We start from the raw sequence: 13,048 nt of genomic DNA, 5'->3' as shown, positions 1-13,048 counted from the left end.
CCGCCGCTGCGACGCACCCCCCGTGCCACCCGCTCCCCGTCTCCCGAAAGGAACTCCCATGACCACCACACTCGAGTCCCGTCCCGTCCCCGCCTCGTCATCGACCACCTCGGCCCCCGGCGCCGCGATCTCCGTGCGAGGGGTGGAGATGCGATTCCCCGGCAAGGACTCCGACGTCCTCGCGCTCTCGGGCCTCGACCTCCACATCGAGGCGGGTCAGTTCGTCAGCATCGTCGGTGCCAGCGGCTGCGGGAAGTCGACCCTGCTTCGGCTCCTCGCCGGCTTCGAGACGGCCACCGACGGCGTCATCGAACTCGGTGGCGTCCCCGTCCGTGGCCCCGGTCCCGACCGTGGGGTCGTCTTCCAGGACTACGGGCTGTTCCCGTGGAGGACATCGATGGAGAACGTGGCGTACGGCCCCCGCCGCAACGGCATGTCGCGAAAGGAGGCCAGGGCGGTGGCCGGTGACGCGCTCGCGCTCGTCGGGTTGGAGACCGCGGCCGGCCGCTTCCCGGGTCAGTTGTCCGGTGGTATGCAGCAGCGCGTCGCGATCGCCCGGGCCCTCGCCAACCGGCCGAGCGTGCTCCTCATGGACGAGCCGTTCGGCGCATTGGACGCCATGACACGCAGCTCGCTGCAGGAGGAACTCACCCGCATCCACCGGGAGACCGGGACGACGACCGTGTTCATCACGCACAGCGTCGAGGAGGCGGTGAACCTCTCCGACAGGGTCATCGTGATGGCGGGGGGCGCCGGATCGGGCCTGTGCGGCCACGTGATCGCCGACATCGACATCGAACTCCCGCGCCCCCGAGACGTCAACGCCACCGAGTTCAACAGGTACGAACGGGCCATCTCCGGCCTCATCCACGGGGACGAGTCGTGACCTCGCGGGGTGAGGCGGGCCTCTCGCAGTCCGCCCGTGCGCTGCACGGTCTCCGCGAGCTCGTGACGACGGGTCGCTTCGCGCCCGGGGAGAGACTGGTCGAGGGCCGCCTGTGCGACCAACTGGAGGTGTCCCGCACGCCGCTTCGCGAGGCGCTCATCAGGTTGGACGCCGACGGCCTGCTCGAGCGCCGGGATGACGGTTACTTTCTGGCCCGTTACGACCTCCCCGCTCTGCGGGACCTCTACGAGCTGCGGGTCCTGTTGGAACTCAGCGGGCTACGGCGAATCGCGGAGAACCCCGACCTACGCCCGGACCTCCGATCGCTGAGCGAGTTGCGCCGGGCCTGGTCTCCGCTCCTCTCCACACCCCCCACCCCGGGACCGGATCTGGTGGAGCGGGACGAGGCGTTCCACGTGAAACTCTCCTCGGCCTGCGGGAACGCGGCCGTGACCGACCAACTCCGCGCCGTCAACGCCCGTATCCGCCCCATGAGGATGTACGACTACTCGACGGAGGAGCGGGTGCACGCGACGGTCTCCGAGCATCTGGAAGTACTCGACCGCGTCCTCGACGGTGACGTCACCACCGCGATCGACCTGCTGCGCGGCCACGTCGGATCCTCGCTCGCCGAGGTCGAGGACAAAGCTCGACGCTCGCTGACCAACCGTGCGCTCCACGCCGCCGGGTAGTCCCGTACCGGGCAGTCCGGTGCCGGGACGCCCCGAGCCGGGCCACCGGGTACGACGGCCACCCGCGGGGGCGGGTGCGTGCCCGGACCGCCGCATCAGCGCATCTCGCCTGCGCCCACGTACGGGTGGAGGCTCGTCGTGGGACGCCCTTCCGCGAACCGGGAGAACCGACAGTCGGCCGGGTCGACGCCCGACATCGTTGTCGTCCCCTCCGTGAGCAACTCGGCGACCAGCCGACCGACCGCGGGCGCCATCTTGAACCCGTGGCCGGAGAACCCCACCGCGAGGAACAGCCCCTCGATCGGCGACGGGCCGATGATCGGGTTGTAGTCCGGCGTCGTGTCATACGCCCCCACATAGCTGCCGGTGATCGACGGATCGGGCATGTCCGGCAGGCGGTGCATGAGCCGCTCGACGACCTTCTCCACGGTCGAGGAATCGGCCCTGTTGGCGTAGGCGTCGGGGTCGATGTACTGCGGCGCGGTGTGATCCGAGTTGCCGGCCAGGATCTCCCCGTTCGGTTCGCGGCACAGGTACTGCAGGCCCACCAGGTCGGACAGCGTGGGGACCTGCCCGAGCGGTTCACCCTGATCGACCATCACGAGCTGGGCGCGCTGCGCACGGACCGGGATGTCGATCCCGACCGTGGCGCCGAGCTGCGGGGCCCACACGCCGGTCGCGAGGATCACGTGCTCGGCGTAGACCTCCGTGCCGTCGGCGAACTCCGCGCCCACGACCCGGTCCCCGCACCCGCGGAGGAGCGAGACCACGCGGGTGCTCTGACGGACGCGCACGCCGCGGGCACGCGCGGCGGCCGCGAACGCCATCCCCGTCATGTACGCCTCGCCCCTGCCGCCCCGCGGTTCCCACGCCGCGGCCGCGACGTCCTCGACGTTGAGCCCCGGCCACAGTTCCGCCATCCGGTCCGCGGTGATGAGCTCCGTCTCGATCCCCAGACTCTGCTGCATCGCCACGTTCGCGCGCAGCGGGACCACATTCTCCTCGCCGACGATCACGGCGTACCCGCACTGGCGGAAACCCATGTCGTCGCCGAGCAACTCGCCGGCGTTCTCGAACACCGGGATGCTCTGCCAGCTCAGCGCCGCCATGGTCGGCGACCCGTAGTGGCAGCGCACGATACCGCTGGACTTGCCGGTCATGCCGGAGCACAGCGTGTCCTTCTCGACCACGAGCACGTCCGTCTCACCGCGCTCGGTGAGGTTCCAGGCGATCGACAGGCCCTCCAGGCCGCCGCCGATGATGAGGTACTGCGCCGTCTCGGTCATGGGGGGTTCTCCTTCTGTCGTGAGGGTGGTCGGTCGGCCGGGGTCGACCGGATCAGTCCGCGGCGAGCAGGTCGGCCAGGACGTCGGCCAGCGCCTCGGCGCCGCGCTCGGCGTCGGCGTCCTCGACGTGCTCGGCCGGCGAGTGCGAGACCCCGGAGGGATTGCGGACGAAGAGCATCGCGGTGGGCACGTGCGCGGCCAAGACACCGGCGTCGTGACCGGCACCGGTCGGCAGGATCGGCACCCCGGGCAGGTCCGCGCACAGTCGGTCACGCAGGACGGGGTCGAAGTCGACCGACCCGCTCAGCGACTCCTGCACGACGGCGACCTCGCACCCCTCGAGCAGCGCCGCTTCCGACGCCACCTCGGAGATCTCGTGGACGATCCGCGCGGTGACCGCGTCGTCGGGATGGCGGACGTCGAGCCACAGGTCCACCCGGGAGGCGATGACGTTGGTCCCGCCGGGCGTGGGCACCAGACGCCCGACCGTGGCCCGTGCCCCCCGGTGCAGGCCCGCGATCCGGCGGACGTCGAGGACGGTCCGCGAGGCCGGGATCATGGGGTCGCGGCGGTCGGCGAGCACGGTGGTGCCCGCGTGGTTGCCCTGACCGGTGAAGGTCACCCGCCAGCGACCGTGACCGATGATCGACGAGGCGACGGCGACCGGGCTGCCCATGTCGATCAGGCCCCGCCCCTGCTCGACGTGCAGTTCCACGAACCGACCGATCCTCCCCAGTGCCTCCTCGTCGCGACCCATGCGGGCAGGATCGAGTCCGTGCAGGGCGCACAACTCCCCGAACGTCGTGCCGTCGTCGTCGGTCAGGGCGGCGGCCACCGCCGGGTCCATGGCCCCGGTGAGCAGCAACGAGCCCAGACAGGCGCGGCCGAAACGCGAACCCTCCTCCTCCGGGAAGACGGTCAGTGCCAGCGCCCGGCGCGGATGGATGCCGCGGGCGGCCAGGTGGTCGACGGCCACGAGCGCGGAGGCCACCCCGAGCGGCCCGTCGAACGCCCCTCCCCCGGGCACGGAATCCAGGTGACTGCCGGTCACCACCGCGTCGGTGAGCGGATGCCCGGCCGGGTTCCACCAGGCCCAGATGATGCCGTTGCGGTCCGTCTCGCAGTCCAGCCCCCGGGCGGCGGCCTCGGCGAGGAACCACTCGCGCAGGTCCAGCTCGGGCGTGGAGAACACGGGCCGGCTGTACCCGCCGCGGGTGGGGTCGGTGCCGACGTCGCGGATCGCGGACATCAGCGAGGTGACGGTGGGAGCGGTCGGGGCCGTCATGGCGGGATCCTCGGGATTCGGGGACGACGGGGCGTCCCGGGAACGGGCAGTGGGTGCGGGCAGGCGGGTGCGGGCAGGGGGGTGCGGGAATGCAGCGGCCCGCGTCGGGTGGGGGAAGGCGCATCGGCGCGCGAGCGCCCGCGCGGTCAGCGGTGGACGGGACGGGCGGGCGGTCCGGGGGTCCGGATCAGCCCTCAACGCCGTCCGGGTAGGCGGTCACCGAGAGGAATCGGATGGGCAGCTCGAGCATCGCCACCGGGCCGTGGACCCCCTCGCCGTCGAGAAGCAACGAGTCCCCGGGCCGGAGCCGGTACTCCGACTCGGCGTGGTGATAGATCATGTCGCCGGCCAGCATGTACAGCAGCTCGGTGCCCGGGTGCTGGAAGCGGGGATGCGCCTCCGACTCGGCGGTCAGGGTGACCAGGACCGGCTCGATGCGCTTGTTCGGGCCCCGCAGCGCGCCGAGCAGCTCGTAGACGTGGCCGGCCGCCGTGCCGCGGCCCACGATCGTGGCGCCCTGACCGTCGGCGGTGAACACCGCGTCCCTCCGGGTGTCCGCGCCACGCAGCAGCGAGGTGACAGGGACGTCGAGCCCCGAGGCGAGCTTGGCCAGCATGCTCAACGAGCACGAGGTCTGGGCGTTCTCGATCTTGGACAGCATCGCCTTGGAGATGCCGATCCGCTGCGCCATCTCCGCCACCCCCAGCCCCTCGGAGAGGCGGAGTCGGCGGACGTGGAACCCGATGATCCGCTCGAGATCGCCGCCGGTGGGGACGTCCACCGGCAGCTCGCGGGGGGCGGCCTGGTGGACGATCCTGCGCGCGGCCTCCGGCTCGGTCCCCATGGCGTCGACGATAGTCTCCGGCGCGGCGGCGACCTCCGGGGCGACGGTCATCTCACAGGCCCCGCCCGGCCTGGCCGGGGATCCAGTCGGTCCCGGCGAGCGGCACCCGGGCCATCGCGGCGGCCTCCATCGTCAGCGCGACCAGATCCTCCGGCTCCAGGTGCGTGAGGTGGGACTTACCGCAGGCCCGGGCGATGGTCTGCGCCTCCATCGTGAGCACGTGCAGGTAGTTGGCCAGGCGCCTTCCCGCGGCGACCGGGTCCAGCCTGGCGGCCAGCTCCGGGTCCTGGGTGGAGATGCCGGCCGGGTCCCGCCCCTCCTGGAAGTCGTCGTAGAAGCCGGCCGCCGAGCCCAGCTCGCGGTACTCCTGCTCGTAGCGGGGGTCGTTGTCGCCCAGGGCGATGAGCGCGGCGGTCCCTATCGCGACCGCGTCCGCCCCGAGCGCCATCGCCTTGGCCACGTCCGCACCCGACCGGATTCCGCCGGAGACGATGAGCTGCACCTCGCGGTGCAGGTCCATCTCCTGCAACGCCTGCACGGCCTGCGGGATCGCCGCGAGGGTGGGGATGCCGACGTGCTCGATGAACACGTCCTGGGTGGCGGCCGTGCCCCCCTGCATGCCGTCCACCACCACGACGTCGGCGCCGGCCTTCACCGCCAGCTTCACGTCGTAGTAGGTGCGGGTGGCGCCCACCTTGACGTAGATCGGCTTCTCCCACCCGGTGATCTCCCGCAACTCGAGGATCTTGATGGCCAGATCGTCCGGCCCCGTCCAGTCCGGGTGCCGGCATGCCGAGCGCTGGTCGATGCCCCTGGGCAGGGTGCGCATCTGCGCGACCCGGTCGGAGATCTTCTGCCCGAGCAGCATCCCTCCCCCACCGGGTTTGGCCCCCTGTCCCAACACCACCTCGATCGCATCCGCCTTGCGCAGGTCGACCGGGTTCATGCCGTATCGCGACGGCAGGTACTGGTAGACGAGCTTGGAGCTCTGGCCGCGCTCCTCGGCCGTCATCCCCCCGTCGCCGGTGGTCGTGGAGGTCCCGGCGGCGCTGGCGCCCCGGCCGAGCGCGTCCTTCGCCTGCGCGGACAGGGCGCCGAAGCTCATGCCCGCGATCGTCACCGGGATGTCCAGATGGATGGGCTTCGAGGCGTGCCGGGCACCCAGGGTGATGTCGGTGTCGCAGCGCTCGCGGTAGCCCTCGAGCGGGTACCGGGACATCGATGCGCCGAGGAAGAGCAGGTCGTCGAAGTGGGGCAGTCGACGCTTGGCGCCCCAGCCGCGGATGTCGTAGATCCCGGTGTCGGCGGCTCGCTGGATCTCGTGGATGACCGCCCGCGGGAAGGTCGCGGATTCGCGCAGGGTCGGGTCGTCGGCGCCCGGCGGCCGCATGGCGGTGGTGGCGTATCGGGTCGGTCCGTCGAAGGGCATGGTGGACTCCTCTGGTGCGGGTCGTCGGAGGCGAGCGGATGGGGTGGTTCAGTACGCCGAGGCGTTGTCGACGTCGAAGTTGTAGAGCGTGCGGGCGGACCCGTACCGGCGGAACCCGGCTGTCGGAACGTCGGCGTACCCCGCACGGTCGAGTAGGTCGGCGAGCTCGTCGTGGTGCTCGGACCGCATCGGTTTCTCCACGCAGTCGGCGCCGAGAGAGGTGACCGACCCCCGGACGTAGATGTGGACCTCGTAGAGCGAGTCCCCCAGGGCGTCCCCGGCGTCACCGAGCACGACCAGCCGACCGGCCTGACCCATGAAGCAGCTCATGTGCCCGATCGACCCGCCCACGACGATGTCGACGCCCTTCATCGAGATGCCGCACCGGGCGCCGGCATCACCGGTGATCACGAGCAGGCCGCCATGCGCGGTGGCGCCGGCCGACTGGGAGGCCGAACCGTGGACGCGGACCGTCCCGGACATCATGTTCTCCGCGACGCCGACGCCCACGTTGCCGTTGACGGTCACGTGGGCGCCGTCGTTCATCCCGGCCGTGTAATACCCGGTCGGACCGTCGATGATCACCTCATCGGGGCTGTCGAGGCCGACGGCCAGGGCGTGCGCCCCCCTCGGGTCCGTGACGAGGAACCGGCCGGTCCCGTCGGACTCCTGCAGCATCCGGTTGACCTCGCGCAGGGAGGCATCGTGCAGGTTGATCACGCGGGATGCGGTCGTGGGCTCGGCCGCGGAGGTCTGGTCGGGGGTGAGGTCCTGATCGGCGATGACGGTCATGGTGGGTCCTTCGGGTGCGGGGCTGGGGCGGTGACGGGGTCCGACTGTCGGCGGTGCGCGCTCAGCGGTGCCAGTGGTAGATGCGGCCGGGTTCGGGCTCGTAGAGGTGGGCGCTCTCGATACCCGGCAGGTGCGCCATCGCCCGGTATTCCGACGCCATCGCCACGTACTGGTCGGTCTCGGCGATCACCGCGGGTTTGCAGGCGATGGGGTCGCGCACCACGGCGAAGTCGTCCGCGGTGGAGACCAGCAGCGTGTAGAAGCCGTCCAGCACTCCGGCCATCTCCTCGAGCGCCTGGTCGATGCCGGCGCCCTGCGCGATCTGGGCGGCGACGAACCGGGCGGCGACCTCGGTGTCGTTGAGCGTGTCGCAGCGGATGTCGCGTCGGGCGAGCTGCCGTCGGACCGAGGCGTGGTTGGAGAAGGACCCGTTGTGGACGATGCACTGGTCCGGTCCGACGGAGAAGGGGTGCGACCCGGCGGGCGTCACCGCCGACTCGGTGGCCATCCGGGTGTGGCCGACCCCCTGCCAGCCGCTGGCTCCGGCCAGGCCGAAACCGGCGGCCAGGTCGAGCGGCAGGCCGGTCCCCTTGAGCACGGCCAGCTCGCGACCCATTCCCACCAGGACCACCTCGGGGGCGGCGGTGCGGACGGCGGCCGCCAGCGAGTCGACGTCGGTGACGGCACTGAGCAATGTGGTGGCGCCGAGCTCCTGTCCGTCGACCGGGCGGCCGAGTTCGGCGCCCACGCGCTGGGTGAGCGTGTCGACGCCGACGCCGTCGGCAAGCACGGTGACCGTGGCGGAACCGGCGGGGTTCCAGTCGGGGTTGCCGTACATGGCGACTCCCGCGGAGTCGGATCCCCGGTCGGTCATCTCACCGAGCATGGTGGTGAGCAGTTCGCCGAGCCGGGGCTCGAGGCCGGGGTCGCGGAGGTGGAGTCCGACGATGCCGCACATGGATTCTCCTGAGGTGTAGTGAGAGCGGGTGGGTGGGTGACGCAGGGTCGTGGGCGGCTCACAACGCCGTGAGGTACTCGTCGATCTCCCACTGGGTGACGGTGTTGTGCCAGGCGGTGAACTCGTCGCGCTTGAGGCCGGCGTAGTAGTCCGCGACGCCGTCTCCACAGGTGTCGAGGGCCGCGCGCACGACGTCGTCGGCGACCATCGCCTCCACGGCGTGCAGGAGCGTCGGTGGCAGGGTGTGGGTGGCGTCGGTGACGGCGGCGGGCGGTCCCGGGTCGAGGTCGCGTCGGATGCCGTCGAGTCCGGCAGCCAGCTGTACCGCTATCGCGAGGTAGGGGTTCGCGGATCCGTCGCCGCCGCGCAGCTCGACCCGGTTCGCGTCGGGGACGCGGAGGTAGTGGGTCCGGTCGTTGCCGCCGTAGGTCGCGTCGGTCGGCGACCAGGTCGCACCGGAGGTCGTGGTGCGTGCACCGATGCGCTTGTAGGAGTTGATCGTCGGACACAGGACCGCGTGCATACCGGAGGCGTGGGTGAGGATGCCGCCGATGAAGGCGTAGGCGGTGGGCGAGAGCCCCAGCCCGTACCGGTCCGGGCCCTCGGAGGGGAACACCGCGTCGCCCCCGCGCCAGAGTGACATGTGCAGGTGCATCCCCGAGCCGGTCCGGTCGGAGAACGGCTTGGGCATGAAGGTGGCGATCATGTCCCGTTGTTCGGCCAGCATCGAGATGATGTAGCGCAGGGTCATGACCCGGTCGGCGGTGACCATGGCCTCGTCGTAGGCGAAGTTCTGCTCGAACTGCCCGTTGCCGTCCTCGTGGTCGTTGGCGTAGTTGGACCACCCGAGGGTGTTCATCGCCTCCGAGACCCCGGCGAGGTGCTCGTACATGCGGGTGACGCCGCGGGCGTCGTAGCAGGGGTGGGACTCGTCATCCTTCGGGTCGGCGGTGCGCAGCGTGCCGTCGGCGTTCCGGCGGACCAGGAAGTACTCGACCTCGGCGCCCACCTTGAGCTCGAGGCCGTTGGTGGCGGCGTCGGCGAGCACCCGGCCGAGGATGACGCGTGGCGCGAAGCGCCACGGTCGCCCGCCCACCCAGGGGTCACAGTGCACGAGGGCCAACCCGGGTTTGATGAAGTCCAACGAGGTGAAGGACCGCGCGTCGGGGACGACGACGAGGTCGGGGTCTTCCGGTTGTTGGCCCATCGCGTCGGCCGCGTAACCGGCGAAGCCGAGCACTCCGGCTTCGAGTTGGTCGACGGCCGAGGCCGGCACGAGCTTGGCGCAGGGTTTGCCACGGAGGTTGGTGAAGACGGCGAGGACGAATCGCGTCCCGGTCTCGGCAACGACCCTGGCGAGGGGGCCCGGCCCCTGGTCGGCCCCCGTCCTGATCGGCGCGACCGGAGGGTGGACGGCCGAGCCGTTCCGGGAAGCGGCGACCCCGACGGTGGGATCTGCGGTCACTGTCATGGGCCCTCCTGGGCTTGTTTCTGCGTGGTGTTCATAACCTACTGAGCGGAAACCCCGTGGTGGTTACCGCCGTGTTACGGCTTCGCGGAGCATCGCGTCCGGCGCTCACCTGCGGCGAAGGGACGAACCGCTGAGCGGGGTGTTCCTCCGCCGAATCCGGTAACCAGATGGAAACCATCGCGATACGCGGCGGTGAGCACCACGGGATCACACTGTGAAACGTTCGTTTATCCCGACAGCCGCCACCGGTGGCCTGCAGAGAAAAGAGAGACAGATGGACGTAGCCATCGCGGCGGCGGACACCGCCTGGGTGCTCGCGGCCATGGTCGCAGTGGCACTGATGGTGCCCGGTCTCGCCCTGTTCTACGGCGGCATGGTCAGCATCCGCAGCACGCTCAACATGATGATGATGACGATCGGTGCGGTCGCGGTGATGGCCGTGCTGTGGGTCGTCGTCGGATACTCCCTCACCTTCGGCAACTCGCTCGGCGGGCTCGGACTCCTCGGGGACCCCCTGGAGTACCTGGGGCTGAGGGGGATCATGGCCGAGCCTGAGACACCGGGACTTCCGCCCGCCCTGTTCGCCGGATTCCTCCTGCTGTTCGCGGGCATCACGGTCGCACTGGTGGCCGGCGGCGTCGCCGACCGGATGAAGTTCTCCACCTGGCTGGTCTTCGCCCTGGTGTGGCCTCTGCTCGTCTTCTTCCCCGTCGCCCACTGGGTGTTCGCGTTCGATTCCGAGGACGGTTCGGTCGTGGGCGGGTGGATCGCCAACGGCCTGGGCGCGATCGATCTCGCCGGCGGCACCGCCATCCACATCAACGCCGGCATCGCCACACTCGCCCTGGTGCTCGTACTGGGTCGCCGCGCCGGGTTCCCCACGGTGAGCCGGCCGCACAGTGTCCCCCTGACCTTCCTCGGCGCCGGGATGCTGTTCGCGGGCTGGATCGGCTTCAATGCCGGCTCGGCGGTCGCCGCGGGCAACACGGCCGGCGTCGCCGCCCTGAACACCGTCGTCGCCGCCCTGTGCGGGGCCCTGGCGTGGATGATCACCGAACAGGTCCGGGCCAAGCACCCCACCACCCTGGGTGTCGCGTCCGGGCTGGTCGCCGGCATGGTCGGCATCACCCCGGCCGCCTCGTCGGTGAGCCCGCTCGGCGCCATCGCGATCGGCCTGATCTGCGGCGTGGTGTGCCACTACGCGGTGGGCCTGAAGTTCCGCCTGGGATACGACGACTCCCTCGACGTGGCCGGGCTGCACCTCGTCGCCGGCGTCATCGGCACGATGCTCATCGGCGTCATCGCCGATCCCGCCTCGCCCGTCGGTGAGGCCGGGTTGCTGTACGGCGGCGGGTTCGGGCAGCTCGGGGCGCAGACCCTCGCCACGGTGGCCGTGGTCGCCTACTCGTTCCTGGTCACGCTGCTCATCGCGGTCGTCCTCGACAAGACGATGGGGCTGCGCGTCACCGAGGAGGCAGAGCTCGAGGGCCTCGACAAGGCCTACCACCGCGAGATGGCGTACTTCCAGGACGGTCTCGGAACGGCCGCGGCCGTGGAGGACTCACCGGAGGAGGTGGCGAACACGACGAAGAACTGACGCCTCACGCGACTGCATGACCCCGGGGTCTGCCGCCGGTTCGATCCGACTCGGCTGCGGGCCCCGGGGTTCGTCGTGTCCCGGTTCGTCGTGTCCCGGTTCGTCGTGCCCCGGGTTCGTCGTGCCCGACGGCGGGTCAGACGTTCCGGATCGCGATCGACCGGGTGTTGAGGTAGCACTCCATGGCCTCGGGACCGCCCTCGGAGCCGTAGCCCGAGTCCTTCACCCCGCCGAACGGCAGCTCGGCGGACGGCATCGACGGCATGTTGACCCACAGCATCCCCACCTCGACCCTGCGGGTGAGGAGGTCCGCGTTCGCGAGCGACCCGGTGAACGCGTAACCGGCCAACCCGTAGGGCAGGCGGTTGGCCTCGGCGATCGCCTCGTCGAGGTGATCGAACCCCCGGATGGCGGCGACGGGCCCGAACGGCTCGTCGTTGAACAACCGCGCCTCGGTCGGCACCTCGTTGAACACGGTGGGAGCCCAGTAGTTACCCGCGTCGCCGATCCGGTGACCGCCGGTGAGGACCTCCGCACCCCGGTCGACGGCGTCGGAGTGGAACTCACTCATCGCCGCGAGTCGACGATCGTTGGCGAGGGGACCCATGGTGGTGCCGTCCTCGAGTCCGCTGCCGACCCGGATCTGCCCGGCGTGCCGGGCCAGTTCGCGGGCGAACTCGTCGCGGATGCCGTTCTGCACCAGGAACCGCGTCGGGGAGATGCACACCTGACCGGCGTTGCGGAACGTCATGGGGCCCATGGCGTCGAGGACCAGCCGGAGGTCGGCGTCGTCGCAGACGATGACCGGCGCGTGGCCGCCGAGCTCCATCGAGCTGCGCTTCATGTGCTGTCCCGCCATCGCGGCCAAATGCTTGCCGACGGCCGTCGAGCCGGTGAACGTGATCTTCCAGATCACGGGGTGCGGGATGAGATACCCGGAGATCTCGGCAGGGTCCCCGTAGACCAGACCCAACACCCCGGCCGGCAGGCCCGCATCGGCGAAGGCCCGGATGAGCTCGGCGGGACTGGCCGGGGTCTCCTCCGGCGCCTTGACGATCAGGGAACACCCCGCCGCCAGCCCGGCCGCGATCTTGCGGACCACCTGGTTGACGGGGAAGTTCCAGGGCGTGAACGCCGCCACCGGGCCGACCGGGTCCTTCACGACCATCTGGCGGATCGTGAGGTCGCTGCGGTGGGGTACGAGCCTGCCATAGACGCGGAGTCCCTCATCGGCGAACCAGTCGACGATGGTGGCCGCCGCGAGGATCTCGCCCTTCGCCTCCCGCAGCGGTTTGCCCTGCTCCAGCGTCATCATGCGGGCGACGGAATCGGCCCGTTCCCGCAACAGCTGCGCCGCCGCGCGCATGATCGAGCCGCGCTTGGCCGGGGTCGTGTCCCGCCACACGGCGAAGCCCCGGTCGGCGGCGTCGAGGGCGCGGTCCAGGTCCGCGGTGGAGGCGTGGGCGACCGTGCCGATCACCTGCCCGTCGGCCGGGTTGCGCACGTCGATGGTGCGGCCGTCGGCGGAGTCGGTCCACTGGTCGTCGATGAACAGGCGGGTGTCCGGATAGGCGCTGGTGGGTGCGTGGCTCATGCCTCACTTCTACCCGCCCCGCCCGCAGGGGCGCCGTCGTATCCACCACCGGGGCCCCGCCGCCCGACGCCCGCCATCCGGACGACAAACAACAGACCACAGACCACAAACCACAAACGACCACATCCGCTACTCCCCCTCGGGATCCGCTACTCCAATCGGAATAGCGGATCCGTAGGGCGAGTAGCGGATGTGGTCGAACGGTCGAACGGGC

General features: G+C 70.8%; 11 protein-coding genes. 3 read left to right on the top strand and 8 right to left on the bottom strand.

All coding sequences use genetic code 11. From position 1 onward, the window contains the following. The first annotated feature begins 58 nt into the window (after positions 1–58). On the top strand, positions 59–886 hold the full coding sequence (locus G6R20_RS14180) for an ABC transporter ATP-binding protein (protein WP_240341482.1): 828 nt from the start codon (positions 59–61) through the stop codon (positions 884–886). Next, positions 883–1,578, top strand: coding sequence for a GntR family transcriptional regulator (locus tag G6R20_RS14175; protein WP_069389458.1), 696 nt, complete (start codon positions 883–885; stop codon positions 1,576–1,578). The genes G6R20_RS14180 and G6R20_RS14175 overlap by 4 nt, the downstream gene beginning before the upstream one ends. 95 nt (positions 1,579–1,673) lie before the next feature. On the opposite strand, the gene G6R20_RS14170 is transcribed toward G6R20_RS14175, so the two are convergent. The 7 genes from G6R20_RS14170 to glnT all read right to left on the bottom strand — a co-directional run bounded on the left by G6R20_RS14170 (position 1,674) and on the right by glnT (position 9,643). Next, complete coding sequence (locus G6R20_RS14170; RefSeq protein ID WP_163376756.1) at positions 1,674–2,864, bottom strand: FAD-binding oxidoreductase; 1,191 nt, start codon at positions 2,862–2,864, stop codon at positions 1,674–1,676. Positions 2,865–2,916: 52 nt separating this feature from the next. After that, positions 2,917–4,149 carry an allantoate amidohydrolase gene (locus tag G6R20_RS14165; RefSeq protein WP_163376755.1) on the bottom strand — a complete coding sequence of 411 codons (1,233 nt, stop codon included), beginning with the start codon at positions 4,147–4,149 and terminating at the stop codon, positions 2,917–2,919. 187 nt (positions 4,150–4,336) lie between these two features. Then, positions 4,337–4,993: an XRE family transcriptional regulator gene (locus G6R20_RS14160; RefSeq protein WP_069389466.1), complete on the bottom strand. Its 657-nt coding sequence runs from the start codon at positions 4,991–4,993 to the stop codon at positions 4,337–4,339. Between the two features lie 52 nt (positions 4,994–5,045). Beyond that, positions 5,046–6,383 (bottom strand): FMN-binding glutamate synthase family protein, encoded by a 1,338-nt coding sequence (locus G6R20_RS14155; protein WP_163376788.1) that lies wholly within the window; start codon positions 6,381–6,383, stop codon positions 5,046–5,048. 87 nt (positions 6,384–6,470) lie between these two features. Further along, positions 6,471–7,214, bottom strand: coding sequence for a protein glxC (locus G6R20_RS14150; protein ID WP_163376754.1), 744 nt, complete (start codon positions 7,212–7,214; stop codon positions 6,471–6,473). Between the two features lie 61 nt (positions 7,215–7,275). After that, on the bottom strand, positions 7,276–8,172 hold the full coding sequence (locus G6R20_RS14145) for a glutamine amidotransferase (RefSeq protein WP_163376753.1): 897 nt from the start codon (positions 8,170–8,172) through the stop codon (positions 7,276–7,278). 58 nt (positions 8,173–8,230) lie between these two features. After that, positions 8,231–9,643 (bottom strand): type III glutamate--ammonia ligase, encoded by a 1,413-nt coding sequence (gene glnT, locus G6R20_RS14140; protein ID WP_163376752.1) that lies wholly within the window; start codon positions 9,641–9,643, stop codon positions 8,231–8,233. A gap of 274 nt (positions 9,644–9,917) precedes the next feature. Between glnT and G6R20_RS14135 the strand changes: the two genes are divergently transcribed. Then, positions 9,918–11,240, top strand: coding sequence for an ammonium transporter (locus G6R20_RS14135; protein WP_163376751.1), 1,323 nt, complete (start codon positions 9,918–9,920; stop codon positions 11,238–11,240). Between the two features lie 136 nt (positions 11,241–11,376). On the opposite strand, the gene G6R20_RS14130 is transcribed toward G6R20_RS14135, so the two are convergent. Next, entirely contained in the window at positions 11,377–12,834 is a 1,458-nt protein-coding gene (locus G6R20_RS14130) for an NAD-dependent succinate-semialdehyde dehydrogenase (RefSeq protein ID WP_163376750.1), read from the bottom strand. Positions 12,835–13,048 lie beyond the last annotated feature (214 nt).

The sequence above is a fragment of the Dietzia sp. Alg238-R159 genome (genome assembly GCF_900537145.1).
Classification (GTDB): Bacteria; Actinomycetota; Actinomycetes; order Mycobacteriales; family Mycobacteriaceae; genus Dietzia; species Dietzia kunjamensis.
Note: the sequence above shows the minus strand (reverse complement) of the source record. Positions and strands in the feature narration are given on the sequence as shown.